This window comes from Pseudomonas sp. JH-2, from assembly GCF_036231725.1.
GTDB classification, from domain to species: Bacteria; Pseudomonadota; Gammaproteobacteria; order Pseudomonadales; family Pseudomonadaceae; genus Pseudomonas; species Pseudomonas delhiensis.
This window is the reverse complement of the sequence record NZ_JAZAQP010000015.1, coordinates 54690-80123: the sequence shown is the minus strand read 5'-3', so window position 1 is coordinate 80123 and position 25434 is coordinate 54690. Positions and strand designations below refer to the sequence as shown.

The window sequence follows — 25434 nt, the reverse complement described above, 5'->3', positions numbered from 1 at the left end:
CCGGGCGCCGCCGTGGCTCAGGGTTGATCAATTAGTAGTCACTTGTCGACTTGTGACTTCATCTTGGTTGACAGCGACCAAGGCTTACATATCATGCCTCCAAAGCCTGAACCGCCGCGCCAGCCGTGGTGGTCGAGAACAACGAGGCGTCAGCCCGCGTCCGAAGGAATTCCCCATGAGTGCATCCGCATCCGTCGTCACCCGCCACGACTGGACCCTCGCCGAAGTGAAGGCGCTCTTCGAGCAGCCCTTCAACGACCTCCTGTTCCAGGCGCAGACGGTGCACCGCGCGCACTTCGACCCGAACCGCGTGCAGGTCTCGACCCTGCTGTCGATCAAGACCGGCGCCTGCCCGGAAGACTGCAAGTACTGCCCGCAGTCCGGCCACTACAACACCGGCCTGGACAAGCAGAAGCTGATGGAAGTGCAGAAGGTGCTGGAAGCGGCCGCCGAGGCCAAGGCCATCGGCTCCACCCGCTTCTGCATGGGCGCGGCCTGGAAGCATCCCTCGGCCAAGGACATGCCCTACGTGCTGGAAATGGTGAAGGGCGTGAAGCGCCTCGGCCTGGAAACCTGCATGACCCTCGGCAAGCTGACCCAGGAGCAGACCCAGGCCCTGGCCGAGGCCGGGCTGGACTACTACAACCACAACCTCGATACCTCGCCGGAGTTCTACGGCAACATCATCACCACCCGCACCTACGGCGAGCGCCTGCAGACCCTGGCCTACGTGCGCGAGGCGGGGATGAAGATCTGCTCCGGCGGCATCCTCGGCATGGGCGAGTCGGTGGCCGACCGCGCCGGCCTGCTGATCCAGCTGGCCAACCTGCCCGAGCACCCGGAGTCGGTGCCGATCAACATGCTAGTCAAGGTCAAGGGCACCCCGCTGGCCGAGGAGAAGGACGTCGACCCCTTCGACTTCATCCGCACCCTGGCCGTGGCCCGGATCATGATGCCCAAGTCCCACGTGCGCCTGTCCGCCGGCCGCGAGCAGATGAACGAGCAGATGCAGGCCCTGGCCTTCATGGCCGGCGCCAACTCGATCTTCTACGGCGAGAAGCTGCTGACCACCACCAACCCGCAGGCCGACAAGGACATGCAACTGTTCGCCCGCCTGGGCATCAAGCCCGAGGCGCGCGAGGAGCACGCCGACGAGGTGCACCAGGCCGCCATCGAGCAGGCCCTGGTCGAGCAGCGCGATTCGCAGCTGTTCTACGACGCGGCAGTCTGAGAGCGGCTGCAGGCTACAGGCGGCAGGCCACAGCGAGAGCGTCATGGCCGGCTGTGGTTTAGCCTGAAGCCTATAGCCTGCCGCCTGGAGCCTGCTTTATGTCCTTCGATCTCACCGCCCGCCTGGCCCAGCGCCAGGCGGACGATCTCTACCGCCAGCGGCCGTTGCTGGAGTCGCCGCAGGGCCCGCTGGTGCGGGTCGACGGCCGGCCGATGCTGGCCTTCTGTTCCAATGACTACCTGGGCCTGGCCAACCACCCCGAGGTGATCGCCGCGCTGCGTGCCGGCGCCGAGCGCTGGGGGGTGGGCGGTGGCGCCTCGCACCTGGTCAACGGCCACTGCGGGCCGCACCACGAGCTGGAGCTGGCCCTGGCCGAATTCACCGGGCGGCCGCGGGCGCTGCTGTTCTCCACCGGCTACATGGCCAACCTGGGCGCGGTGACCGCGCTGCTGGGCAAGGGCGACACCGTGCTGGAAGACCGCCTCAACCACGCATCGCTGCTGGACGCCGGGCTGCTCAGCGGCGCGCGCTTCTCGCGCTACCTGCACAACGACGCAGCCAGCCTGGCCACGCGCCTGGGCAAGGCCGAGGGCAACACCCTGGTGGTCACCGATGGCGTGTTCAGCATGGACGGCGACCTCGCCGAGCTGCCGGCCCTGTGCGCCGAGGCCAGGCGCCACGGCGCCTGGGTGATGGTCGACGACGCCCATGGCTTCGGCCCGCTGGGCGCCGGCGGTGGCGGCATCGTCGAGCACTTCGGCCTGGGCCTGGATGACGTGCCGGTGCTGGTCGGCACCCTGGGCAAGGCCTTCGGCACCGCCGGCGCCTTCGTCGCCGGCAGCGAGGAGCTGGTGGAGACGCTGATCCAGTTCGCCCGCCCGTACATCTACACCACCAGCCAGCCGCCGGCGCTGGCCTGCGCCACGCTGAAGAGCCTGGAGCTGCTGCGCAGCGAGAACTGGCGCCGCGAGCACCTGGGCCAGCTGGTCGCACGCTTCCGCCGCGGCGCCGAGGCCATCGGCCTGACGCTGATGGACAGCTTCACGCCGATCCAGCCGATCCTCATCGGCGGCAGCCGCCAGGCCATGGCGCTGTCGGCGGCGCTGCGCGACCACGGCATCCTGGTCGGCGCCATCCGCCCGCCGACCGTGCCGGCCGGCAGTGCGCGGCTGCGAGTGACCTTCAGCGCCAGCCACAGCGAGGAGCAGGTCGACCGCCTGCTCGAAGCCCTGGAGCAGAGCTGGCGCCAGGTCTCCAGCAGCCTGCTGGCGGAACTCGACGCCGAGGAGGGCGAGGATGCGTGACCAACTGATTCTGCTGCCCGGCTGGGGCCTGGGCTGCGCGCCCCTGGAGCCGCTGCGCGACGCCCTGCTGGAGCAGGCGCCGCACCTGCACGTGGCCATCGAGCCGCTGCCGCGCGAAGCCGACCCGGCGCTATGGCTGGACGAGCTGGACGACGAACTGCCCGAAGGCAGCTGGCTGGCCGGCTGGTCGCTGGGCGGCATGCTCGCCGCCGAGCTGGCCGCGCGCCGCGGCCAGGCCTGCCGGGGCCTGATCACCCTGGCCGCCAACGCCAGCTTCCGCCAACTGGACGACTGGCCGCAGGCCATGCCCAACAGCGTCTTCGAGGATTTCTTCGAGGCCTTCCTGCTGGAGCCGGAACTGACGCGCAAGCGCTTCACCCTGCTGGCCAGCCAGGGCGCCCGCGACGCCCGCACCCTGGCGCGGCAGCTGCAGGTGGCGCTGCCGGCGCTGGAGGCCGGGGCGCTGAGCGCCGGCCTGCAACTGCTGGGGCGCCTGGACACCCGCGCGGCGCTGGAGCGCTACGACGGCCCGCAACTGCACCTGTTCGCCGGCAACGACGCCCTGGTCCCGGCCGGCGCCGCCGACGCCCTGCTGGCGTGGTTGCCGGACGTGGAAGTGAACACCATAGCCGGCGCCAGCCACGGCCTGCCGCTGGAGCGCCCGGACGAGGTGGCCGCGGCCATCCTGACTTTCATCCACGAGGGCGACGATGTCTGATCCCCTGGGCGGCGCGCTGCCGGACAAGCGCCAGGTCGCCGCTTCCTTCTCCCGCGCGGCAGCCACCTACGACGCCGTGGCCGAACTGCAGCGCGGCGTCGGCGAAGGCCTGCTGGCGCGGCTGCCGGCCGACCTGGCGGTGCGCCGCTGGCTCGACCTGGGCTGCGGCACCGGCCACTTCAGCCGGGCCCTGGCCCGGCGCTTCGGCGAGGCCGAAGGGCTGGCCGTGGACATCGCCGAAGGCATGCTGCGCCACGCCCGTGAGCATGGCGGCGCGCAGCAGTTCATCGGTGGCGACGCCGAGCGCCTGCCGCTGCGCGGCGAGTGCTGCGACCTGCTGTTCTCCAGCCTGGCCATCCAGTGGTGCGCTGACCTGCCGGCGGTGCTCGGCGAGGCGCGCCGGGTGCTGCGCGAGGGCGGCGTGTTCGCCTTCAGCAGCCTGTGCGTCGGCACCCTGGGCGAGCTGCGCGCCAGCTGGCAGGCGGTGGACGGCTTCGTTCACGTCAACCGCTTCCGCGCCTTCGCCGACTACCAGGCGCAGTGCGCGGCGAGCGGGCTGGAAGTGCTGCAGCTGGCCACCGAGGACCGCGTGCTGCACTTCCCCGACCTGCGCAGCCTGACCCACGAACTCAAGGCCCTGGGTGCCCACAACCTCAACCCCGGCCGCCCCGACGGCCTGACCGGGCGGGCCAGGGTGCGGGCGCTGATCGAGGCCTACGAACGCTTCCGCCAGCCCGGGGGGCTGCCGGCGACCTATAGGGTGGTCCACGCCATCCTGCGCAAACCCATCTCTTCGTAGGAGCGAGCTTGCTCGCGAACCCGTCTCGGGCTGTTCGCGAGCAAGCTCGCTCCTACAAGGGCGTTTCCAGAGGAACCCCATGCCACACGCGTTTTTCATCACCGGCACCGACACCGAAATCGGCAAGACCACCATCGCCGCCGGCCTGCTGCATGCCGCGCGCATGGCCGGCATGTCCACCGCCGCCGCCAAGCCGGTGGCCTCCGGCTGCGAGCGCCGCCCCGAGGGCCTGCGCAATGGCGACGCCCTGGCCCTGCTGGGCGAGTGCAGCCTGCCGCTGGCCTACGAGGAGGTGAACCCCTTCGCCTTCGAGCCGGCCATCGCCCCGCACCTGGCGGCGCGCGAGGTCGGCGTGGCGCTGAACGTCGACACCCTGGCCGGGCCGGTGCGCCACGTGCTGGCGCGCGGCGCCGACTTCACCCTGGTGGAGGGCGCCGGCGGCTGGCGCGTGCCCCTGGCCGGCGAGGAGAGCCTGTCGGACCTGGCCATCCGCCTCGACCTGCCGGTGATCCTGGTGGTGGGCGTGCGCCTGGGCTGCATCAACCACGCGGTGCTCAGCGCCGAGGCCATCCTGCGCGACGGCCTGCCGCTGGCCGGCTGGGTGGCCAACATCGTCGACCCACAGACCTCGCGCCTGGAAGAGAACCTGGCGACCCTCGCCGAACGCCTGCCGGCGCCCTGCATCGGCCGCGTGCCGCGCCTGGCCGCGCCCACGCCGTTCGCCGTGGCCGGGCACCTGGACCTGGGGATCCTCGATCTTCCGGACTGATGGCCTTTGAATATCACCGACGATCCTGCTTGAATAGGCGGCAGGTTCCACCGAGGAAGATCGACCATGGAAATCTCCGGTAACGCATTCAGTACCGGTCTGCAGGGGCTGCAGCGCGGCCTGCAGCAGGTCGACCGCGCCGCCGCCCAGGTGGCCGCGCAGCCCGTGGCCCAGGACGACATCGCCCGCCCCGTGGTGGACATGGAAATGAGCAAGTACGCCGCCCTGGCGTCCAGCCGCGTCCTGCAGACCGCCGACGAAACCCTCGGGACGCTGATCGACATCAGCGTCTGACGCCTTTCCTCCCTTCAGAATTTCCTTTCAGCATCTTCGGGCCGTCACCTGTCGGCGGCCCGTGGCTGGGCTTTACTTGTGCCTATCGATACCCGCGAACTCAGCGCTCTGGCCCGTGCCCTCGCGCGTGACCGGGCGGTCGGCTTGCGCGCTTGACAAGGGTAGGGCGTAAACGTATGTTTCAAACGCCTGTTTGAGAGTCGAGGCGCACGGCGCATCGGCTGGGCGGCCGGGAACGCTCCCGCACAGCGACCGCAAGCATCGGTCGCCCATTAACCAGAACCCTTCGTAGAGGTTTACCGCTATGCCTGATTACAAGGCCCCCTTGCGTGATATCCGTTTCGTTCGCGACGAGCTGCTGGGCTACGAAGCGCACTACCAGAACCTGCCGGGCGCCCAGGACGCCACGCCGGACATGGTCAATGCCATCCTCGAAGAGGGTGCCAAGTTCTGCGAACAGGTGATCGCCCCGCTGAACCGCGTCGGCGACCAGGAAGGCTGCACCTGGAGCCCCGAGGGCGTGAAGACCCCCACCGGCTTCAAGGAGGCCTACCAGCAATTCGTCGAGGGCGGCTGGCCGAGCCTGGCCCATGACGTCGAGCACGGCGGCCAGGGCCTGCCGGAATCCCTGGGCATGGCCATCAGCGAGATGGTCGGCCAGGCCAACTGGTCCTGGGGCATGTACCCGGGCCTGTCCCACGGCGCCATGAACACCCTGCACGCCCACGGCACCCCGGAACAGCAGGCCACCTACCTGACCAAGCTGGTGTCCGGCGAGTGGACCGGCACCATGTGCCTGACCGAGCCGCACTGCGGCACCGACCTGGGCATGCTGCGCACCAAGGCCGAACCCCAGGCCGACGGCACCTACAAGGTCACCGGCACCAAGATCTTCATTTCCGCCGGCGAACACGACATGGCCGACAACATCGTCCACATCGTGCTGGCCCGCCTGCCCGACGCCCCCCAGGGTACCAAGGGCATCTCGCTGTTCATCGTGCCGAAGTTCCTGCCCAACGCCGAAGGCGGCGTAGGCGAGCGCAATGCCGTGTCCTGTGGCTCCATCGAGCACAAGATGGGCATCCACGGCAACGCCACTTGCGTGATGAACTTCGACGCCGCCACCGGCTTCCTGATCGGCCCGCCGAACAAGGGCCTGAACTGCATGTTCACCTTCATGAACACCGCCCGCCTGGGTACCGCGCTGCAAGGCCTGGCCCACGCCGAGATCGGTTTCCAGGGTGGCATCGCCTACGCTCGCGAGCGTCTGCAGATGCGTTCGCTGACCGGCCCGAAAGCCCCGGAAAAGGCCGCCGACCCGATCATCGTGCACCCGGACGTGCGCCGCATGCTGCTGACCGCCAAGGCTTTCGCCGAAGGCAACCGCGCCATGCTGTACTTCGCCGCCAAGCAGGTGGACATCGTCCAGCGCAGCCAGGACGAAGAAGAGAAGAAAGCCGCTGACGCGATGCTGGCCTTCCTCACCCCGATCGCCAAGGCGTTCATGACCGAAGTCGGCTTCGAGTCGGCCAACCACGGCGTGCAGATCTATGGCGGCCACGGCTTCATCGCCGAGCACGGCATGGAACAGAACGTCCGCGACAGCCGCATCTCCATGCTGTACGAAGGCACCACCGGCGTTCAGGCGCTGGACCTGCTGGGCCGCAAGGTACTGATGACCCAGGGCGAGGCGCTCAAGGGCTTCACCAAGATCGTGCACAAGTTCTGCCAGGCCAACGAAGGCAACGACGCCGTCAAGGAATTCGTCGCGCCGCTGGCCGCGCTGAACAAGGAGTGGGGCGAACTGACCATGAAGGTCGGCATGGCCGCCATGAAGGACCGCGAGGAAGTCGGCGCCGCTTCGGTGGACTACCTGATGTTCTCCGGCTACGCCTGCCTGGCCTACTTCTGGGCCGACATGGCACGCCTGGCCGCCGAGAAACTGGCCGCCGGCACCGGCGAGGAGGCCTTCTACAAGGCCAAGCTGCAAACCGCGCGCTTCTACTTCCAGCGCATCCTGCCGCGTACCCGCACCCACGTCGCCACCATGCTGTCCGGCGCCGGCAACCTGATGGACATGGCCGAGGAAGACTTCTCCCTCGGTTACTGATAGCGCCGCTGGCACCAGCCCGCCCCTTGGCGGGCTGTCCACGGAGGCACCCGACACCCTGCGAGCCAAGCGCCCGCAGGGTGTTTTCATTTCCGAGCCTGCTCCACTCGCGATCGTGGCCCGGCTTGATCGCTATACCAATATGGGTATAGATTCGTTCGGCCGTTCATGGGAAAGCCGAGCCATCAGTGAAGTCGTTGATCTGGATGGGCAGCAGCAAGAAGGACCTTCTGGACATGCCCGAGGATGTCCAGGATGTATTCGGCTTCGCCCTGCACCAGGCCCAGGAGGGCGGCAAGCATCCCCAGGCCAAGCCGATGAAGGGCTTCTCGGGCGCTGGAGTGCTGGAAGTCGTCGAGGATTACGACGGCGACACCTATCGAGCGGTCTACACGGTGAAACTTGCAGCAGCGGTCTATGCTCTGCACTGCTTCCAGAAGAAATCGACCAGAGGCATAGAGACTCCGCAGCACGACATAGCGCTGATCAAGAAAAGGCTGAAAGACGCGGAAGCCCATGCGAAGAGCGTAGAAAATGATTGAGTTCGAAGAAGGTAGCGGCAACGTCTATGCCGACCTCGGCAGGGACGATGCCGGCGAGATGCAGGTCAAGGCCAGGCTGGCATCCAAGATCGGCAGCATCATCAAGGCTCGCCACCTGACACAGACCCAGGCCGCGGAAATCCTCGGGCTTCCCCAGCCCAAGGTTTCCGACATGTTGCGTGGGAAGTTCAGAGGCATCAGCGAGGCCAAGATGATCGACTGCCTGGCCCGGCTCGGACGTGACGTCCAGATCGTGGTCAAGGCCGCGCCCCGTTCACGCCGTGAGGGGCGGGTGGAAGTGGTCTTCGCCTGATCGGCTCTCCCGTGCAGGAAGCCCGCCCTGATGGCGGGCTTTTTTGTGCCCGTGCAGGCCGCGAGTACCGCGTTGCAGCGTATGGCCGGGGCCGTCGCGGGGTGGTGCGGCCGGCCCGAGGCCGGGCCCGGTTATGGCCGCGCATTCATCGCGCGCAGAGTGATTGCCGCCGCTTTCCGGCGCACAGTAGGTTCAGGGTCTATCCGCGCCGTTCCGGCGCCGAACCGACTGGAGAACTGCCATGCCCGAGTACAAGGCACCCCTGCGCGACGTGCGTTTCCTGATCGACGAAGTCTTCGACTTCGCCGGCCGCTACCAGGCCCTGGGCGCGACCGATGCCAGCCCGGACATGGTCGCCGCGATCCTCGAGGAAGGGGCCAGGTTCTGCGAGCAGGTGCTGGCGCCGCTGAACCGTTCCGGCGACGAGGAGGGCTGCCACTTCGACAATGGCGTGGTGACCACGCCCAAGGGGTTCAAGGAAGCCTTCGCGCAGTACGTCGAGGGTGGCTGGAACGGCGTGTCGTCCGACCCCGAGTACGGCGGCCAGGGCCTGCCGCCGTCCCTCGGCCTGCTGGTCAGCGAGATGATCGGCGCGGCCAACTGCTCCTGGGGCATGTACCCGGGCCTGACCAAGGGCGCCATGGCCGCCATCCACGCCCACGGCAGCGTCGAGCAGAAGCAGGCCTACCTACCGCGCATGACCGCGGGCACCTGGACCGGCACCATGTGCCTGACCGAGCCGCACTGCGGCACGGACCTCGGCATCATCAAGACCCGCGCCGTGCCCAACGCCGACGGCAGCTACGCCATCAGCGGCACCAAGATCTTCATCTCCGCCGGCGAGCACGACATGAGCGAGAACATCATCCACCTGGTGCTGGCCAAGCTGCCCGACGCCCCGGCCGGCACCAAGGGCATCTCGCTGTTCATCGTGCCCAAGTTCAGCCTCGACGCCAGCGGCGAGGCCGGCGCGCGCAACGCGGTGAGCTGCGGTTCCATCGAGCACAAGATGGGCATCAAGGCCTCGGCCACCTGCGTGATGAACTTCGACGGCGCCACCGGCTACCTGATCGGCGAGGCCAACAAGGGCCTGGCCTGCATGTTCACCATGATGAACCACGCGCGCCTGGGCACCGGGATGCAGGGCCTGTGCCTCGGCGAGACCAGCTACCAGGGCGCCGTGAAGTACGCCAGCGAGCGCCTGCAGATGCGCGCCCTGACCGGGCCCAAGGCGCCGGACAAGCCGGCCGACCCGATCATCGTGCACCCGGACGTGCGGCGCATGCTGCTGACCATGAAGGCCTTCAATGAGGGCAACCGCGCCCTGGCCTACTTCACCGCGCAGCTGCTGGACATCGAGCACCTTTCCGAAAGCGCCGAGGAACGCGAGCAGGCGGCCAACCTGCTGGCCTTCCTCACCCCGATCTGCAAGGCCTTCATGACCGAAACCGGACTGGAGGTCACCAACCACGGCATGCAGGTGTTCGGCGGCCACGGCTTCATCCGCGAGTGGGGCATGGAGCAGCTTGTCCGGGATTGTCGCATCGCCCCGATCTACGAAGGCACCAACGGCATCCAGGCGCTGGACCTGCTCGGGCGCAAGGTGCTCGGCAGCCAGGGCAAGCTGCTGCTGGGCTTCACCAGGCTGGTCCACCAGCTGTGCCAGGCCAATGCCGAGCACCCGCAGCTGAAGGCCCAGGTAGCGCAGCTGGCGGCGCTGAACAAGCAGTGGGGCGAGCTGACGCAGAAGGTCGGCATGGCCGCCATGAAGAACCCCGACGAAGTCGGCGCGGCGGCGGTGGACTACCTGATGTTCTCCGGCTACGTCACCCTCGGCTACTTCTGGCTGCAAATGGCCCTGGTGGCCCGGAACAAGCTGGAGCAAGGCAGCACCGAAGCCGATTTCTACCAGGCCAAGCTGGCCACCGCGGACTTCTACTTCGCCCGCCTGCTGCCGCGCGCGGCCGCGCACAAGGCGGCGGTGGAGGCCGGCGGCGAAAGCCTGATGCGCCTGTCCGCCGAGCAGTTCGCCCTCTGACGCGCCGACCGCGGCCCCGGTCGCCCCTCGTGGCGGCCGGGGCCGCTGGCTGTCCGGTGGGCGCATATGGTGTGACCGATGATTAACAATTCGTTCGCAATATGACGCTATGGCTCTGAAGAGTTGTCGGGGTAAACTCCGCCGGCGTACCCTTGCGTACGTCCTATCCTGAATACCGCTGGCTGCTTGTTCAGCCGTTGTTTCGCTCGAGGATTCCTACATGGCTGACTACAAAGCACCGCTGCGCGACATGCAATTCGTCCTCCACGAAGTCTTCGAGGTGGGCAAGCTCTGGGCCGAGCTGCCGGGCCTGGCCGAGACGGTGGACGTCGACACCGCCAACGCCATCCTCGAGGAAGCCGGCAAGGTCACCGCGGGCGTGATCGCCCCGCTGAACCGCAGCGGCGACGAAGAAGGCTGCAGCTGGAGCGCCGAGGGCGTGAAGACCCCGGCCGGCTTCCCCGAGGCCTACCGCACCTACGCCGAAGGCGGCTGGGTGGGCGTGGGCGGCGCGCCGGAATTCGGCGGCATGGGCATGCCCAAGGTCATCGGTGCGCAGGTCGAGGAGATGGTCAATGCGGCCAACCTGTCCTTCGGCCTCTATCCGATGCTGACCGCCGGCGCCTGCCTGTCGCTGCTCAACCACGCCAGCGAAGAACTCAAGGGCAAGTACCTGCCGAACATGTACGCCGGTACCTGGGCCGGTTCCATGTGCCTGACCGAGCCCCACGCCGGCACCGACCTGGGCATCATCCGCACCAAGGCCGAGCCCCAGGCCGACGGCAGCTACAAGGTCAGCGGCACCAAGATCTTCATCACCGGCGGCGAGCACGACCTGGCCGAGAACATCATCCACCTGGTACTGGCCAAGCTGCCCGACGCGCCGGCCGGCTCCAAGGGCATCTCGCTGTTCCTGGTGCCCAAGGTGCTGGTCAACGAGGACGGCTCGCTCGGTGAGCGCAACGCCGTGAGCTGCGGCTCCATCGAACACAAGATGGGCATCAAGGCCTCGGCCACCTGCGTGATGAACTTCGACGGCGCCACCGGCTGGATCGTCGATGCGCCGAACAAGGGCCTGGCGGCCATGTTCACCATGATGAACTACGAGCGCCTGGGCGTTGGCATCCAGGGCCTGGCCACCGGCGAGCGCTCCTACCAGAGCGCCGTGGAATACGCCCGCGAGCGCATCCAGAGCCGCGCGCCCACCGGCCCGGTGGCCAAGGACAAGGCGGCCGACCCGATCATCGTGCACCCGGACGTGCGCCGCATGCTGCTGACCATGAAGGCGCTGAACGAGGGCGGCCGCGCCTTCTCCAGCTACGTCGCCATGCAGCTGGACACCGCCAAGTACAGCGAAGAGCCCACCGTGCGCAAGCGCGCCGAGGACCTGGTCGCCCTGCTGACCCCGGTGGCCAAGGCCTTCCTAACCGACATGGGCCTGGAAACCACCGTCCACGGCCAGCAGGTGTTCGGCGGCCATGGCTTCATCCGCGAGTGGGGCCAGGAGCAGCTTGTCCGGGATTGTCGCATCACCCAGATCTACGAAGGCACCAACGGCATCCAGGCGCTGGACCTGATGGGCCGCAAGATCGTCGGTAGCGGTGGCGCCTTCGCCAAGCACTTCACCGACGAGATCAAAGCCTTCACCGCCTCGGCCGGCGCCGAGCTGGCCGAGTTCACCGGCCCGCTGAACGCTGCCGTGCAGAACCTCGAAGAGCTGACCGCCTGGGTGCTGGACCGCGCCAAGGCCAGCCCCAACGAGATCGGTGCCGCCTCGGTGGAATACCTCCAGGTGTTCGGCTACACCGCCTACGCCTACATGTGGGCGCTGATGGCTCGCGCCGCGCAGGGCAAGGAAGGGCAGGACGACTTCTACGCCAGCAAGCTGGGTACCGCGCGCTTCTACTTCGCCCGTCTGCTGCCGCGCATCCACTCGCTGAGCGCCTCAGTGAAGGCCGGCAGCGAGTCGCTGTACCTGCTCGACGCCGCGCAGTTCTAAGCCGCGCAGGCAGGCAGGGCCCCGCTTCGGCGGGGCCTTGTCGTTTCAGCGGGGCAACGCTTTGTAAGCCTAGGCTTACACGTCGTGGTGTCATTTGGCGTCTATCGACGACGGGGGCTGGCGAGTAATCTTGTTTCCAGTCAGGACACTGCGCAGGAAGCGCCGACGACAAAACGGAAAGATAGGGATTCCACCACGGATGGTGGCCAGCATGGACGTCAGGATATCGGTCTGCAAAACCCCGCTCGCAAGGCGGGGTTTTTCTTTGCCTGCGGTTTTTCCCCGCCCAGCCGACTGTAGGAGCGGGCCCTGCCCGCGATTCGCGCGCAGGGCCCGCTCCTACAAAGGGAATGGCGTGGGTGGGGCGGCGTAGGAGCGGATCTCATCCGCGATCCGTGCCGGGACGCCCGGCTATCGCGGAGAAGCTCCGCTCCTACGAAGAGCATCTTGGCGCGGGGCCCTACGAAAAACCCTGCACCGCGCCTTCCAGCAGCGAACGCAGCAGCTCCACCGTGCTGTGCTGGCGCTGCGCGTCGCGGTACACCAGGCCTACGCTCAGCGGGATGCGCGGCTCGCTCAACGGCTTCCACAGCAGGTCGCGGTTGCTGTGCAGTTGTCGCGCGCGGCCCGGCAGCACCGTGGCGAAGCGGCTGTGGGGCAGGCTGTCGAGGATGCCGCTCATGTGGTTCAGCTCGGCCTGCACCCGTGGCCGGCGGCCGATGGCGGCCAGTTGCTCCTGCCAGATCTGCCGGGCGCGGAATTCCTCGCCCAGCAGCAGCATCGGCAGTTCCGCGGCCTGGGCCAGGGATACCTTCTTGAACTCGCGCAACGGGTGGTCGGCGGGGATCACCAGCTGCAGCTCGTCCGGGTACAGCTCCACGCCATGCAGCGCCGGCTGGCGCGGTGGCAGGAAGCCGATGCCGATGTCCAACTGCCCGGCCAGCAGCCGGCGCTCGATCTCCACCCCGGACAGCTCGTAGATGCGCACCTGCAGGTGCGGCTGCGCAGCGTGCAGGCGTTCCACCAGGTAGGGCACCAGGCTGGCGTTCACCGTCTGCAGCACGCCGATGGCCAGGCTGCGCGCGGCCTGCCCGCGGAAGCCGCGCAGGGCCTCGTGGGCGCGCTCCAGGCCTTCGAGCAGGGGCACGGCATGGTTGTACAGGGTGTGCGCCGCCGCCGTCGGCACCAGGCGCTTGCCGATGCGCTGGAACAGGGCCACGTCGAGGCTCCGCTCCAGCTGGCGGATCTGCTGTGACAGCGCCGGTTGCGACAGGGCCAGGCGCTCGGCGGCACGGCCGACGTGGCCTTCCTCGTAGAGCGCGACGAAATAGCGGAGCTGGCGGAAATCCATAAGCGCGGCTTATCAACGAAACTGGAAAATCGAAATGGATAGGTACCTATCCGAGGCTCTAGTCTAGTGCCTGTCCGCTGCTGCAGACGGGTAGACAAAGGTGGAAGGCATCGTCATCCAGGGTGTTTTCATAGGCAAAGTCGAAGAGTGCTGGGGCGGCCTGGTCAGCGCCATCGACAAGCTGGAAACCCGCGAGGAAGTCTGGCTGGGCAGCGAAGGCCTGCCCGGCGACGAACAGGCTGACCTGCGCCACCACGGCGGCCTCGACCGTGCGCTGCACCACTATCCGGCCGAGCACTACCGCCACTGGCGCAAGCAGCATCCGCAGCAGCGCTGGCAGCAACCGGCCTTTGGCGAGAACCTGTCGACCTTCGGTGTGAACGAGGCCGACGTGTGCATCGGCGACCTGTTCCGCTGGGGCGATGCGCTGATCGAGGTCAGCCAGCCGCGCTCGCCATGCTACCGCCTGGGGCGCCGCTGGAACCTGCCGGAACTGCCGCTGGAGCTGCAGCAGCAGGGCCGCTGCGGCTGGTTCTACCGGGTGCGTCGCGCTGGGATGGTCAGCGCCGCCGCGCCGCTGGAGCTGGTGCAGCGGCACTACCCGCAGCTGAGCGTGGCCAGCCTGTTGCGCTGGTACTTCGGCGAACCGCTGGAGCGCTGCGGCCTGCGCCAGATGATGGCGTGCGACGCGCTCTCGCTGCGCTGGCGCAAGACCGCCGCGCAACGCCTGGCCAGTGGCGTGGTGGAAGACTGGACGGCCCGCCTGCAGGGCCCCGAATGCCTGGGCAGCGGCCCCGCCTGACGCGGCGGCTGCCCACAACCTGCCTCGCGCCCGCCCCCGGACGTCGTTTTGGTCCACCGGGGCGGCTTTTATTCCCGGCCGGGGCTGCGCGCCCCGGGGATGGCGGCGGCCTGTCGGCCGCATCGCGGATGAATCCGCTCCCACATCCTCAGGCGAACACACACCGTAGGATGGGTTGAGCGAAGCGATACCCATCACCAATGACCGCATGGGTTTCGCTCAACCCATCCTACGAAAGACGCCTGGCGCAGCCGTAGGCTACCGGCATGCTCCCGTAGGAGCGGACTCCGTCCGCGATAAAGGCGTTACAGTTCGATCTCGCCCCCCGCCAGTGCGCACAGCTCGGTGAAGTCGACGATCTCCGTCTCCCGCCCGTTGACCCGCAGCAGGCCGTTCTTCTGCAGGCGGGTGAAGCTGCGCGACACGGTTTCCACCGCCAGCCCCAGGTAGTCGCCGATTTCGTGGCGCGACATGCTCAGGCGAAAACGCAGGGCCGAGAAGCCGCGCTCGCGGAAGTGCGCCGAGATGTTCAGCAGGAAGGCGGCGATCCGCGAGTCGGCGTTGAGCCGCGAGAGCAGCAGCTTCATCTGCTGGTCCTCGCGGATCTTGCGGCTCATCATCAGCAGCAACTGGTGCGACAGCCCGGGAATCTGCTGCGACAGCAGCTCCAGCTGGTCGAAGGGGATCTCGCTGCACAGGGTGCTTTCCAGGGCGATGGCCGATACCGGGTAGCGCCCCTCGTCCATGCCGGAGAAGCCGAAGATCTCGTTGGCGTAGTAGAAGCCGGTGATCTTCTCCAGGCCCTGCTCGTTGGTGGTCACCGTCTTCAGCGAGCCGGAGCGCACCAGGTAGACGTTGTGGAAGGTGTCGCCCTGGCGGAACAGGTGGTCGCCCTTGTGCAGCAGGTGGCCGGGCTTGATGATGGCCTCCAGCTCGAGAATCTTGTCGTCGCTGAGCGTGGGCGGCGCCAGACGGCAGTTCTTGCAGTACGGTTGCGGCTTCAGCATCTGATTCATCCGGTTATCCCCTGTACACCAGCGCTAACCGCGTCCGGCGGCCTTCTAAGAACATAGCAACAGATGGGCATCTGTCATCCGCGTGGACGGATCGGCCCCGCTGTGGATGGGCTTGTGAGGCAGATGGGCACGGGGCGGGCCGATGCCAAGGCGCCGGCGGTTTTTCCCGGGATTGCATTGCCGCAGGTCAGGTCGAATTCGCGCCGGGCTGGCTTCGTGAAATTCGTTGTGTTAGTTTTCATGAAAAACAAGCATGACAATTTCACGAGGTCGCCATGTTCCTGCAATCCAGCCAGCCCGTCGGCACCTACTACGCCGCCGCCAACCCGGAGTTGCTGCAGCCCCGCGCGCAGCTGACGGATGCGCTGGAGGTCGAGGTGCTGGTGATCGGCGCCGGCTTCAGCGGCCTGCATACCGCGCTGCAGCTGGCCGAGGGCGGCCGCCAGGTCTGCGTGATCGAGGCCAGCCGCATCGCCTGGGCGGCTTCCGGGCGCAATGGCGGCCAGGCGCTGCCGGGCTGGTCCAGCGACCTCGGGCCGATCGAGGCCGACCTCGGCCATGAAGGCGCCCTGCGCCTGTGGCAGGGCATGCTCTGGGCCGCGCGCGAGATGCGCGACCTGCCGCAGCGCCACGGCTTCGACTGCGACTACCGCGTCGGCCACCTGTGGACCGCCGTACTGCCGCGCCGCGTCGGCATGCTCGAGGAATGGCAGGGCGAGGCCGCGCGTCGCTGGGGCTACGAGGGCCTGCAGATGGTTTCCCGCGCCGAGCTGCCGCAGTGGATCGCCAGTGAACGCTACCTGGCCGGCCTGTATGACCCGAATTCCGCGCACCTCAACCCGCTGAAGCTGGCCTACGGCCTGGCCGGCGCGCTGGAGAGGGCCGGCGGGCGCATCTTCGAGCAGACCCGCGCGCTGCGCTACAGCGAGCAGGGCAACGGCTACGTCGTCGAGACGGAGCACGGCAGCATCCGCTGCGCCGCCCTGGTGCTGGCCTGCAACGCCTACATCGACGGCCTGGACAAGGAAGTCTCCGCGCGCATCCTGCCGGTGGGCACCTACCAGGTCGCCACCGCGCCGCTGGGCGCGGAGCTGGCGCATTCGCTGCTGCCGCAGAACTGCTGTGTCACCGACAACCAGTTCGTCCTCGACTACTTCCGCCTGACCCCCGACCACCGCCTGCTGTTCGGCGGCGGCTGCACCTACCTGGGCGGCATGCCCGCGGACATCCGCGCGGCCACCCGGCCCTACGTCGAGCGGGTGTTCCCGCAGCTGCGTGGGGTGGCGCTGGAATACGCCTGGGGCGGGCACATCGACTGCAGCATGCGGCGCACCCCGGACGTCGGCCGCCGCGGCGACCTCTACTGGCTGCAGGGCTATTCCGGGCACGGCGTGCTGCCCAGCCTGGCCGCCGCCCGCGCGGTCAGCCAGGCCATGCTGGGGTATGGCGAGGAGCTCGACCTGTACCAGCGCCTGAGCAATCCCGGCTTCCCCGGCGGCCAACGCTTCGCCGCGCCACTGGAAGCCGTCGGCAAAGCCTGGTATCGCTTGCGGGACTTCTTCTGAACAGAGCCGGGCAGCGCCTATGCAAGAACACCAGAACGAACACCTCGCGACCCTGATCCGCGACCTGCGCAAGCACAAGAACCTGACCCTCGGCGCCCTGGCCGAGCGCATCGGCCGCTCGGTGGGCTTCCTCTCCCAGGTCGAGCGTGGCCTGTCGCGCCCGACCGTGGCCGACCTCACTGCCATCAGCGAAGCCCTCGGCGTGCCGACCACCTACTTCTACGCCGAGGGGCCTGCCCGCGAGCTGGCCTGGGTGACGCGCCCGGCCGACCGCCGCACGCTGTACTACGCCGGCGGCATCACCGACATCCTCGCCTCGCCGAACATGTCCGGCGGCTTCTCCATGCTCGACAGTATCCTCGCCCCCGGCGCCACCAGCGGCGAGGACCACCTCAACGACAGCTCCGAGCAGGGCGGCTTCGTGCTGGAGGGCGAACTGACCCTCTGGTACCAGGACGAGACCGTCACCCTTTACCCCAACGACAGCTTCCAGCTGCCGCCGCACGCGAAATTCCGCTACGGCAACCTGACAGACAAACCAACGAGGGTGCTCTGGATCTTCACCTGAAGGCATCCGGCTGCGCCTGACACACAGGCACCAAGAAGATGAACCGCCAAACCTTCCCCGACCTGCTCAGCGAAGTACGCGCCTTCCGCGCCCAGAACCCGGACGTGCGCTACGTCGACCTGATCTGCCTGGACATCCCCGGGCACTTCTACGGCAAGCGCTACCCGGTGGACATGCTGGAGAAAGTCGCCGCCGGCTCGCCCCTGAAGCTGCCGCAGAACTGCGTGCTGCTGGGCGTGCAGGGCGGCCTGCACCCGATCGGCGACTACTGCTTCAACGACGGCGACCCGGACGCGCCGCGCCGGCTGATCCCCGGCAGCCTCAAGCCGGTGCGCTGGGAGAACCAGCCGCTGGGGCAGATGCTGATCAGCTCCGACGGTACCGAGGCGCCCATCGAGTTCGAACCGCGGGAAGTGCTGGCGCGCGTGCTCAAGCGCCTGGAAGGCAAGGGCATCCGCCCGGTGGTGGCCTTCGAGCTGGAGTTCTACCTGTTCGACAAGAAGCTCAGGGACGGCCTGCCGCAGTACCCGCGCGACCCGCTGTGCGAGGACGAGGACGACCAGCCGAACATGCACATCGAGCGCCTGTCGCGCTTCTCCGACGTGCTCCACGAGATAGTCGAGGCCTCGCGCGAGCAGGGCGTGGATGCCAACGTGATCACCGCCGAGATCGGCCCCGGCCAGTTCGAGATCAACTTCGCCCACTGCGAGGACGGCCTGCACGCCGCCGACCAGGCCGCGCTCTTCACCCGCGCCACCCGCGGCGTGGCACTCAAGCATGGGCACCGCGCCAGCTTCATGAGCAAACCCTACCTGCACGCGCCGGGCAGCGGCATGCACGTGCACGTCAGCCTCTACGACCGTGACGGCCGCAACCTGCTCGACGGCGACGAACAGCGCCCGCTGCGCCACGCCGTGGCCGGCTGCCTGGAGCTGCTGCCGCATTGCATGCCGATCTTCGCCGCCAACCACAACGCCTACCGCCGCTACGGCTCGCGGGTGAACGCCGCGAGCAAGGCCAGCTGGGGCTTCGAGGACCGCGATGCGTGCATCCGCATCCCGGAATCCGATGGCAGGAACCTGCGCATCGAGCACCGCCTCGCCGGCGCCGACGCCAACCCCTACCTGGTGCTGGCGGCCATCCTCACCGGCATGGAATACGGTCTGGAAGCGGGCAAGGAGCCCATCGCCCCGCTGAACGAAGACCGCGACAGCGGCATCGACTTCCCCCGCGACATGCTCGGCGCAGTGGCGGCCATGGAGAACCACCCGGTGGTGAAGGAAGGGCTCGGCAGCGAGTTCGTCTTCGTCTACTGCGAGAACAAGCGCCACGACCACCTGGAGTTCATGGACGAGGTGAGTGCGCGGGAATACCGCTGGTTCCTGTAGGGAGGGAAGCGGCGGGGCGGGTAGCCCCGTCGCGGCATCCACCGTTTGAGTGGACGCGTGGCCTGCAGGGCCGCAGTGGGAAGCCGCGCTACCGGGCGGGTAGCCCCCTCGGCGAGGGCGGTAGCGCGGTTCGCGCCGCAAGGGCGCGGGTATCGCAGGCGGCGCCCGGGTAGGGCGCCGCTTTCACATCAGCCGATGGTCATCAGGCTGGCGTTGCCGCCGGCGGCCGCGGTGTTCACGCTCAGGGCGTGCTCCACCAGCAGGCGTTCCAGCGGTACATCGGTTTCACCCTTGCCCAGGCCGTGCACGCCGACGATGGCGCCCTTGCGCTTGGCGGCCTGCTCGCACACCTCGCGCAGCTGGTCGGAATCGCCGTGGTGCAGGATGGCGTCGAAGGCGGCTTCGGCGGCGGTCCAGTCGTTGACCAGCTCGATGCGCTTCTGCACTTCCTTGGGCAGGCTGTCACGCAGCTCGCGCTGGCTTGCCGGCCATACCGCCAGGCTGCCCACCGCCAGGGTGGCGGCCAGCTGCACCAGCAGGTCGGCGCGCTCCTCGGCGAGGTTCAGCACGCGCTCGCGCGGCAGCAGGGTGTAGGTGTTGCGCTCGCCGGTCGGGCCGGTCAGCACGTGGCAGGCGTAGCTCTGCGCCAGGCTGGCGAACTCGTCCGCCACCTTCGCCAGTTCCGGCTCCTGCCTGGCCGCCCAGTCGCGCAGCGCCTGCAGGGCTTTCTCGCGCTCGGCGGGGCGGGGCAGGGCCTGCACGTTGTCGCCGGCCAGTTGGTTGGCCACCGCGTCGCGCGGGCGGGTCGACAGCAGGCGGTACAGGTACAGCGGGCCGCCGGCCTTCGGGCCGGTGCCGGACAGGCCTTCGCCGCCGAACGGCTGCACGCCGACCACGGCGCCGACGATGTTGCGGTTCACGTACAGGTTGCCGACGTGGGCGCTGCCCACCACCTGGGTGATGGTCTCGTCGATGCGGGTGTGCACGCCGAGGGTCAGGCCGTAGCCGGAGGCGTTGATCTGCGCCAGCAACTGGTCCAGGTCGGAGCGCTCGTAGCGCACCAGGTGTAGCACCGGGCCGAAGATCTCGCGCTTGAGCTCGTCGAAGCTGTCCAGTTCGATCAGCGTCGGCACCACGAAGGTGCCGCGCTTGAGCACGTCGCCATTCACCCGGGCGGCCTGGAAGACCTTGCGGCCCTTGTCGCGCATGGCCTGGATGTGGCGGTCGATGTTGCCCTTGGCCTCGGCGTCGATCACCGGGCCGATGTCCACGTTCAGGTGTTCCGGCGAGCCGAGGGTGTATTCGGCCATGGCGCCCTTGAGCATCTGCGCCACGCGGTCGGCCACGTCGGCCTGCACGCACAGCACGCGCAGGGCCGAGCAGCGCTGGCCGGCGCTGTCGAAGGCGGAGTTGATCACGTCCACCACCACCTGCTCGGCCAGGGCCGAGGAGTCGACGATCATCGCGTTCATCCCGCCGGTTTCGGCGATCAGCGGAATGGCGCGGCCCTGGGCGTCCAGGCGGCCGGCGATGTTGCGCTGGAGGATGCCGGCCACCTCGGTGGAGCCGGTGAACATCACCCCGCGCACGCGCTCGTCGCCCACCAGGCGGGCACCCACGGTCTCGCCGCGGCCCGGCAGCAGCTGCAGCACGCCGGCCGGCACGCCTGCTTCGAGCAGGATGCGCACGGCCTGGGCGGCGATCAGCGGGGTCTGCTCGGCCGGCTTGGCCAGCACGGTGTTGCCGGCGGCCAGGGCGGCGGCCACCTGGCCGCTGAAGATCGCCAGCGGGAAGTTCCACGGGCTGATGCACACCACCGGGCCCAGCGGGCGGTGGCTGTCGTTGGCGAAGGCGCGGGCCTGGGCTGCGTAGTAGCGCAGGAAGTCCACCGCCTCGCGCACCTCGGCGATGGCGTTGGCGAAGGTCTTGCCGGACTCGCGCACCAGCAGGCCCATCAGTTGCTGCATCTCGCCTTCCATCTGGTCGGCGGCGCGCTCCAGCACGGCGGCGCGTTCTTCCGGCAGGGTCGATTGCCAGATCGGGCCGCTGGCCTGGGCGCTGAGCAGGGCGTTGTTCACGTCCGCCTCGCTGGCCTCGAACACCTGGCCGACGACGTCGCGATGGTCGGCGGGGTTCTTCACCGGCTCCGCCGCGGCGGGCGCCGGGGCTTCGCCGCCGAGCACCGGCTGGGCGACGTAGGCCTGGTTGGTGCTGGTCAGCAGCGCCGAGGAGAGCGAGCCCAGGCGGTGTTCGTTGGCCAGGTCCAGGCCCGCGGAGTTGGCCCGGCCTTCGCCGTAGAGGTCACGCGGCAGCGGGATGCGCGGGTGCGGCAGGCCGAGGGTGCCTTCCTGGGCGGCCATCTGCTCGACTTGCTGCACCGGGTCCAGCACCAGGTCCTGCAGCGAGATGCTGTGGTCGGCGATGCGGTTCACGAAGCTGGTGTTGGCGCCGTTCTCCAGCAGGCGGCGCACCAGGTAGGCCAGCAGCGTCTCGTGGCTGCCGACCGGGGCGTAGATGCGGCACGGGCGGTTGAACTTGCCGTCGGCGACCTTGCCCACCACCTGCTCGTACAGCGGCTCGCCCATGCCGTGCAGGCACTGGAACTCGTACTGGCCGGGGTAGTAGTTCTGCCCGGCGAGCTGGTAGATGGCCGACAGCGAGTGGGCGTTGTGGGTGGCGAACTGCGGGTAGATGGCTTCCGGCACCGCCAGCAGCTTGCGCGCGCAGGCGATGTAGGAAACGTCGGTGTAGGGCTTGCGGGTGTAGACCGGGTAGCCCTCTAGGCCGTTGACCTGGGCCAGCTTGATCTCGCTGTCCCAGTAGGCGCCCTTCACCAGGCGGATCATCAGGCGGTGGCGGCTGCGCTTGGCCAGGTCGATGACGTAGTCGATCACGTACGGGCAGCGCTTCTGGTAGGCCTGGATGACGAAGCCGATGCCGTTCCAGCCGCTCAGCGATGGCTCGAAGCACAGGCGCTCGAGCAGGTCGAGGGAGATTTCCAGGCGGTCGGCTTCCTCGGCGTCGATGTTGATGCCGATGTCGTACTGCTTGGCCATCTGCGTCAGGCCCAGCAGGGTCGGGTACAGCTCTTCCATCACCCGCTCGTACTGCGCGCGGCTGTAGCGCGGGTGCAGCGCCGAGAGCTTGATGGAGATGCCCGGGCCTTCGTAGATGCCGCGGCCGTGGGAGGCCTTGCCGATGGCGTGGATGGCCTGCTCGTAGGAGGCCAGGTAGCGCTTGGCGTCCTCATCGGTCAGCGCGGCCTCGCCGAGCATGTCGTAGGAGTAGCGGAAGCCCTTGCTCTCCATGGCCGCGGCGTTGGCCAGGGCCTCGCCGATGGTCTCGCCGGTGACGAACTGCTCGCCCATCAGGCGCATGGCCATGTCCACGCCCTTGCGGATCAGCGGCTCGCCGCTCTTGCCGATGATGCGGTTGAGCGAGGAGGTCATGCCCGCCTCGTTGTGGGTGGAGACCAGCTTGCCGGTGATCAGCAGGCCCCAGGAGGCCGCGTTGACGAACATCGACGGGCTCTGGCCCAGGTGCTGGCTCCAGTTGCCGTTGCTGATCTTGTCGCGGATCAGCGCGTCACGGGTGGCCTTGTCCGGGATGCGCAGCAGCGCCTCGGCCAGGCACATCAGCGCCACGCCTTCCTGGGACGACAGCGAGAACTCCTGCAGCAGGCCCTGCACCAGGCCCTGGCGGCCACCGGCGCTCTTCTGGTTGCGCAGCTTCTCGGCGATGCCCAGGGCCATCTTGTTGGCGGCTTCGGCCTTGTCCTGCGGCAGGCGGGCCTGCTCCAGCAGCATCGGCAGCGCCTCGGTCTCGGGGCGGCGGTAGGCGGAAGTGATGGCGGCGCGCAGCACCGACTGCGGCAGGATGCTCTCGGCGAAGTCCAGGAACACCTGCAGGCCTTGCTCGTTCAGCGCCTCCAGCGGTTCCCCACCGGCCGCGGCGGCCAGGCCGGAATGCTGGGCGGGGGAGAGACCACCCTCGATCTGCTCCAGGTAGTTGAAGATCGCCTGCTTGATGATCCAGTGGGGCGTGCGCTCGATGGCCTGGGCGGCTTGCTTGAGGCGTTCACGGGTGGCGTCGTCGAGCTTCACGCCAAGGGTGGTGGTGGCCATGGTTGTACCTGTTATTGAAAGTGGGCACGGCGGAAATGTGGCGAGAATTTAAACGTCGGACGAAAAAGGTGCAACCGGGTGCAACCTATCATTGGTCGAAGCCGACGGACTGTGTAGAAAGGTGACCATGCCGATGGATGCGGCGGATACCCAGCGATCGCTGCAAGAAGCGGACCTTGCCGGCCATCGGGTGAGTGGGGGGGCGCCCGAGGGGCGCTTGAGCGGGGTTGCACCTTTTCGGCACGCACTGGCCGAAGCCTGCACACAACTATGGCCCGCCGGGGGCACCCGGTCCAGCCGATGGCGCAAAAGGATGGAACGCCAGCCAGGCCGCCGTGGTCGATGCAGGTGTCAGTGAATGCCGCTACAAGGAGCAATAGCCATGGACCTGATCCGCATCCTCATCGCCATCATCCTCCCGCCCCTGGGCGTGTTCCTCCAGGTCGGCTTCGGCGGGGCGTTCTGGCTGAACATCCTGCTGACGCTGCTGGGGTACATCCCCGGTATCGTGCATGCGGTTTACATCATTGCGAAGCGGTGAAGCGGGGTTCGGTCAAGGCTGTCGACGCTAGAGCGAGGCCCGGCAGCCCTCTCCCCAGCCCTCTCCCTTCAGGGAGAGGGCTGGGGAGAGGGAACCCAAGTTAAAAACCGCACCTGACCCAACCTTGACCCCCGTAGGATGGCGTTGAGCGCAGCGATACCCATCACCATGAATACCGCCCCCAACCCTACGACTCCCACCGCACCTCCCGCTCCATCAACCCCACCGCATCCCCAAACCGCACCCACAACATCCCCTGCCAATCCAGCACGCTCAACTGCTGCCCCTGCACCCGCTTCACCCTCCGCCGCGGCAAATCCGGATCACTCTGCCGCGCATCCCGCAACGCCGGCACCACCTCATTGCTCAACCATTGCCGCAAGCCCCGGTTCTCCGGGTGATAGAAATGCACCATCAGCAGCGCATAAACGCCGCTCTCGCTGACCAGCCACTCACGCGTCACCTCACCGCCAGCCGCCTGCAGACACTCGAACCGCTGCTGGTCGGCATCCAGTTTGTGGATAACCCGCGTGGACACATGGCTGTTGGTCAGCCGCGCCAGGTCCCGCCCGACGAACCACGCCTGGTTCTCGATCAGTACCGCCCTCAGGGGACGGCGATGGCGCAGGAAAACGGAAGGGACGAGAACGGAATCGGAAGTAGAAAGGGTCATGCTGTCGCTCCTTGCTGCATCGAAGAAGCCGCCACCCAGGCAATCCGGAGAAGGGAGGCGGACCGTGCAAGGGTGGAAAACCGGATAACGAGTAAGCCGGCCGGGCAAACGCCCGCCTCGCACGGTCCGCCACAGCGTACAGGGCACTACCGGCACGTCGTGCCTACTTCGCCCTGAGAGAGTGGACCGCTCGTTAATCAGGTTTCCACACCTGGCCACGTCTGATCCGTGGCAGAGCGAAAGCTACGCAGCCGTCTTGTAGGACGGCAACGCCAATTCCGAGTAGGGAATTTCCCTGTTTCCGGCGATCGCCAACCTACACACATATCCGCAAAGCCGCGCGTCCTTGAATTGCCGGGCGGCATCAGGCCGGCAATTCGAAACTCATGATGTGTATGGTGTGTAGATAGTTCAGCGCTTGGTGTGTAGGCTACACACCAAGGCTGTGCGGAGGGACGATGCGCAGTCGAGAAATAATGGAGTTGATTCGTGCGGATGGCTGGTACCTGGTCGAGGTGAAAGGCAGTCACCACCAATTCAGGCACTTCACCAAGAAGGGCCGGGTAACGGTTCCCCACCCCAGGAGCAACCTGCCGATAGGAACCGTGAACAGCATCCTGCGACAGGCTGGCCTTCGATGATCCACCCGCCTGCGAAAGAGGAGAGCATCGCCATGAAATTCCCCGTGGTCCTGCACAAGGACGCCGATTCGGATTACGGCGTGACCGTACCCGACGTACCCGGCTGCTTCTCCGCCGGCACCACCGTCAGCCAGGCATTGGAAAACGTCCAGGAAGCCCTGGCCCTGCACTTCGAGGGCCTGGTAGCCGATGGCGAGGAACTGCCGCAAGCGCAAGAAGTGGACGTCCACATGGCCAACCCCGACTATGCCGGCGGTGTCTGGGCAGTGGTCGACTTTGACGTCACCCCCTACCTGGGCAAGGCCGTGCGCTTCAACGCCACCCTGCCGGAAAACCTGCTGCAACGCATCGACGAGCGGGTGAAGCGCGACCACCGCTACGCCTCCCGCTCCGGCTTCCTGGCTACCGCCGCGTTACGTGAGTTGTCTTCGAACTGAACCAGACGCTGCGCAATCAGGCGGCTTTTCGCGGGGCGCGAAGAATGCATGGCAAGCCCTTCTGGGAGGATGAGCCGAATAAATCAATTATTCGGCTCATTTCATGAATCGATTGTGCGAGCTATCCGGAGATACCTGCGCAAAAGCTGTGCAGTGCGCGGCTTTATGGACAGCTTGCTATTCATGTAGCAACATACCTACATTGGTGATT

At 67.6% G+C, this 25434-nt stretch carries 22 protein-coding genes; 18 read left to right on the top strand and 4 right to left on the bottom strand.

Translation table 11 applies throughout. The annotated features are described in order from the left end of the window. Positions 1 to 175: 175 nt before the first annotated feature. The 11 genes from bioB to VV867_RS13150 all read left to right on the top strand — a co-directional run bounded on the left by bioB (position 176) and on the right by VV867_RS13150 (position 12117). Positions 176 to 1231: a biotin synthase BioB gene (bioB, locus tag VV867_RS13200; RefSeq protein WP_109931732.1), complete on the top strand. Its 1056-nt coding sequence runs from the start codon at positions 176 to 178 to the stop codon at positions 1229 to 1231. Between the two features lie 98 nt (positions 1232 to 1329). Next, positions 1330 to 2535, top strand: coding sequence for an 8-amino-7-oxononanoate synthase (bioF, locus tag VV867_RS13195; protein WP_109931734.1), 1206 nt, complete (start codon positions 1330 to 1332; stop codon positions 2533 to 2535). Next, positions 2528 to 3253 carry an alpha/beta fold hydrolase gene (locus VV867_RS13190; RefSeq protein ID WP_109931736.1) on the top strand — a complete coding sequence of 242 codons (726 nt, stop codon included), beginning with the start codon at positions 2528 to 2530 and terminating at the stop codon, positions 3251 to 3253. The genes bioF and VV867_RS13190 overlap by 8 nt, the downstream gene beginning before the upstream one ends. Further along, entirely contained in the window at positions 3246 to 4052 is an 807-nt protein-coding gene (gene bioC, locus VV867_RS13185) for a malonyl-ACP O-methyltransferase BioC (protein ID WP_328566616.1), read from the top strand. Before VV867_RS13190 ends, bioC begins: the two co-directional genes overlap by 8 nt. A 79-nt stretch (positions 4053 to 4131) precedes the next feature. Further along, the gene (gene bioD, locus VV867_RS13180; protein WP_328566615.1) at positions 4132 to 4821 is read left to right on the top strand and encodes a dethiobiotin synthase; all 690 of its coding nucleotides are present in this window, start codon (positions 4132 to 4134) and stop codon (positions 4819 to 4821) included. 66 nt (positions 4822 to 4887) lie between these two features. After that, positions 4888 to 5115 (top strand): hypothetical protein, encoded by a 228-nt coding sequence (locus VV867_RS13175; RefSeq protein ID WP_089392938.1) that lies wholly within the window; start codon positions 4888 to 4890, stop codon positions 5113 to 5115. 304 nt (positions 5116 to 5419) lie between these two features. Beyond that, a complete protein-coding gene (locus tag VV867_RS13170; RefSeq protein ID WP_109931741.1) occupies positions 5420 to 7225 on the top strand; it encodes a phenylacyl-CoA dehydrogenase in 1806 nt (601 codons plus the stop codon). 206 nt (positions 7226 to 7431) lie between these two features. Next, positions 7432 to 7767, top strand: a complete 336-nt coding sequence (locus tag VV867_RS13165; protein ID WP_275630539.1) for a type II toxin-antitoxin system RelE/ParE family toxin — start codon at positions 7432 to 7434, stop codon at positions 7765 to 7767. After that, positions 7760 to 8080, top strand: coding sequence for a helix-turn-helix domain-containing protein (locus VV867_RS13160; RefSeq protein WP_089392940.1), 321 nt, complete (start codon positions 7760 to 7762; stop codon positions 8078 to 8080). Before VV867_RS13165 ends, VV867_RS13160 begins: the two co-directional genes overlap by 8 nt. Before the next feature lie 241 nt (positions 8081 to 8321). Continuing rightward, positions 8322 to 10118 carry an acyl-CoA dehydrogenase C-terminal domain-containing protein gene (locus VV867_RS13155; RefSeq protein WP_328566614.1) on the top strand — a complete coding sequence of 599 codons (1797 nt, stop codon included), beginning with the start codon at positions 8322 to 8324 and terminating at the stop codon, positions 10116 to 10118. Positions 10119 to 10338: 220 nt separating this feature from the next. Next, on the top strand, positions 10339 to 12117 hold the full coding sequence (locus VV867_RS13150) for an acyl-CoA dehydrogenase C-terminal domain-containing protein (RefSeq protein ID WP_109931745.1): 1779 nt from the start codon (positions 10339 to 10341) through the stop codon (positions 12115 to 12117). A 460-nt stretch (positions 12118 to 12577) separates the two neighbouring features. On the opposite strand, the gene VV867_RS13145 is transcribed toward VV867_RS13150, so the two are convergent. Next, positions 12578 to 13468, bottom strand: a complete 891-nt coding sequence (locus VV867_RS13145; protein WP_109931747.1) for a LysR family transcriptional regulator — start codon at positions 13466 to 13468, stop codon at positions 12578 to 12580. A 100-nt stretch (positions 13469 to 13568) separates the two neighbouring features. Here VV867_RS13145 and VV867_RS13140 point away from each other — a divergent pair, with 100 nt between their 5' ends. Next, the gene (locus tag VV867_RS13140) at positions 13569 to 14270 is read left to right on the top strand and encodes an MOSC domain-containing protein (RefSeq protein WP_328566613.1); all 702 of its coding nucleotides are present in this window, start codon (positions 13569 to 13571) and stop codon (positions 14268 to 14270) included. A 305-nt stretch (positions 14271 to 14575) separates the two neighbouring features. On the opposite strand, the gene VV867_RS13135 is transcribed toward VV867_RS13140, so the two are convergent. Next, entirely contained in the window at positions 14576 to 15277 is a 702-nt protein-coding gene (locus VV867_RS13135; protein WP_442965022.1) for a helix-turn-helix domain-containing protein, read from the bottom strand. Positions 15278 to 15561: 284 nt separating this feature from the next. Here VV867_RS13135 and VV867_RS13130 point away from each other — a divergent pair, with 284 nt between their 5' ends. Genes VV867_RS13130 through VV867_RS13120 form a run of 3 tightly spaced genes read left to right on the top strand, consistent with a single transcriptional unit; the run spans position 15562 to position 18807 of the window. After that, complete coding sequence (locus VV867_RS13130) at positions 15562 to 16851, top strand: NAD(P)/FAD-dependent oxidoreductase (RefSeq protein ID WP_328566611.1); 1290 nt, start codon at positions 15562 to 15564, stop codon at positions 16849 to 16851. A 19-nt stretch (positions 16852 to 16870) separates the two neighbouring features. Next, on the top strand, positions 16871 to 17419 hold the full coding sequence (locus VV867_RS13125) for a helix-turn-helix domain-containing protein (RefSeq protein WP_043319201.1): 549 nt from the start codon (positions 16871 to 16873) through the stop codon (positions 17417 to 17419). Between the two features lie 38 nt (positions 17420 to 17457). Beyond that, positions 17458 to 18807 (top strand): glutamine synthetase family protein, encoded by a 1350-nt coding sequence (locus VV867_RS13120; protein ID WP_328566610.1) that lies wholly within the window; start codon positions 17458 to 17460, stop codon positions 18805 to 18807. Positions 18808 to 18995: 188 nt separating this feature from the next. On the opposite strand, the gene putA is transcribed toward VV867_RS13120, so the two are convergent. Beyond that, positions 18996 to 22931 (bottom strand): trifunctional transcriptional regulator/proline dehydrogenase/L-glutamate gamma-semialdehyde dehydrogenase, encoded by a 3936-nt coding sequence (gene putA, locus VV867_RS13115; RefSeq protein WP_328566609.1) that lies wholly within the window; start codon positions 22929 to 22931, stop codon positions 18996 to 18998. Positions 22932 to 23313: 382 nt separating this feature from the next. Here putA and VV867_RS13110 point away from each other — a divergent pair, with 382 nt between their 5' ends. Next, positions 23314 to 23472, top strand: a complete 159-nt coding sequence (locus VV867_RS13110) for a YqaE/Pmp3 family membrane protein (protein ID WP_009615518.1) — start codon at positions 23314 to 23316, stop codon at positions 23470 to 23472. 187 nt (positions 23473 to 23659) lie between these two features. Here the strand turns inward: VV867_RS13110 and VV867_RS13105 are convergent, their stop codons facing one another. Further along, complete coding sequence (locus VV867_RS13105) at positions 23660 to 24145, bottom strand: BRO-N domain-containing protein (protein WP_328566608.1); 486 nt, start codon at positions 24143 to 24145, stop codon at positions 23660 to 23662. 458 nt (positions 24146 to 24603) lie between these two features. Between VV867_RS13105 and VV867_RS13100 the strand changes: the two genes are divergently transcribed. Beyond that, positions 24604 to 24786 carry a type II toxin-antitoxin system HicA family toxin gene (locus VV867_RS13100; protein WP_089392951.1) on the top strand — a complete coding sequence of 61 codons (183 nt, stop codon included), beginning with the start codon at positions 24604 to 24606 and terminating at the stop codon, positions 24784 to 24786. 32 nt (positions 24787 to 24818) lie between these two features. After that, complete coding sequence (locus tag VV867_RS13095) at positions 24819 to 25223, top strand: type II toxin-antitoxin system HicB family antitoxin (protein WP_328566607.1); 405 nt, start codon at positions 24819 to 24821, stop codon at positions 25221 to 25223. The last annotated feature ends 211 nt before the right edge of the window (positions 25224 to 25434 follow it).

Bases quoted from the DNA above. Each gene is read 5' to 3' on its own strand.
- bioB (WP_109931732.1), top strand. From the start codon at position 176: ATGAGTGCATCCGCATCCGTCGTCACCCGCCACGACTGGACCCTCGCC.
- bioF (WP_109931734.1), top strand. From the start codon at position 1,330: ATGTCCTTCGATCTCACCGCCCGCCTGGCCCAGCGCCAGGCGGACGAT.
- VV867_RS13190 (WP_109931736.1), top strand. From the start codon at position 2,528: ATGCGTGACCAACTGATTCTGCTGCCCGGCTGGGGCCTGGGCTGCGCG.
- bioC (WP_328566616.1), top strand. From the start codon at position 3,246: ATGTCTGATCCCCTGGGCGGCGCGCTGCCGGACAAGCGCCAGGTCGCC.
- bioD (WP_328566615.1), top strand. From the start codon at position 4,132: ATGCCACACGCGTTTTTCATCACCGGCACCGACACCGAAATCGGCAAG.
- VV867_RS13175 (WP_089392938.1), top strand. From the start codon at position 4,888: ATGGAAATCTCCGGTAACGCATTCAGTACCGGTCTGCAGGGGCTGCAG.
- VV867_RS13170 (WP_109931741.1), top strand. From the start codon at position 5,420: ATGCCTGATTACAAGGCCCCCTTGCGTGATATCCGTTTCGTTCGCGAC.
- VV867_RS13165 (WP_275630539.1), top strand. From the start codon at position 7,432: ATGGGCAGCAGCAAGAAGGACCTTCTGGACATGCCCGAGGATGTCCAG.
- VV867_RS13160 (WP_089392940.1), top strand. From the start codon at position 7,760: ATGATTGAGTTCGAAGAAGGTAGCGGCAACGTCTATGCCGACCTCGGC.
- VV867_RS13155 (WP_328566614.1), top strand. From the start codon at position 8,322: ATGCCCGAGTACAAGGCACCCCTGCGCGACGTGCGTTTCCTGATCGAC.
- VV867_RS13150 (WP_109931745.1), top strand. From the start codon at position 10,339: ATGGCTGACTACAAAGCACCGCTGCGCGACATGCAATTCGTCCTCCAC.
- VV867_RS13145 (WP_109931747.1), bottom strand. From the start codon at position 13,468: ATGGATTTCCGCCAGCTCCGCTATTTCGTCGCGCTCTACGAGGAAGGC.
- VV867_RS13135 (WP_442965022.1), bottom strand. From the start codon at position 15,277: ATGCTGAAGCCGCAACCGTACTGCAAGAACTGCCGTCTGGCGCCGCCC.
- VV867_RS13130 (WP_328566611.1), top strand. From the start codon at position 15,562: ATGTTCCTGCAATCCAGCCAGCCCGTCGGCACCTACTACGCCGCCGCC.
- VV867_RS13125 (WP_043319201.1), top strand. From the start codon at position 16,871: ATGCAAGAACACCAGAACGAACACCTCGCGACCCTGATCCGCGACCTG.
- VV867_RS13120 (WP_328566610.1), top strand. From the start codon at position 17,458: ATGAACCGCCAAACCTTCCCCGACCTGCTCAGCGAAGTACGCGCCTTC.
- putA (WP_328566609.1), bottom strand. From the start codon at position 22,931: ATGGCCACCACCACCCTTGGCGTGAAGCTCGACGACGCCACCCGTGAA.
- VV867_RS13110 (WP_009615518.1), top strand. From the start codon at position 23,314: ATGGACCTGATCCGCATCCTCATCGCCATCATCCTCCCGCCCCTGGGC.
- VV867_RS13105 (WP_328566608.1), bottom strand. From the start codon at position 24,145: ATGACCCTTTCTACTTCCGATTCCGTTCTCGTCCCTTCCGTTTTCCTG.
- VV867_RS13100 (WP_089392951.1), top strand. From the start codon at position 24,604: ATGCGCAGTCGAGAAATAATGGAGTTGATTCGTGCGGATGGCTGGTAC.
- VV867_RS13095 (WP_328566607.1), top strand. From the start codon at position 24,819: ATGAAATTCCCCGTGGTCCTGCACAAGGACGCCGATTCGGATTACGGC.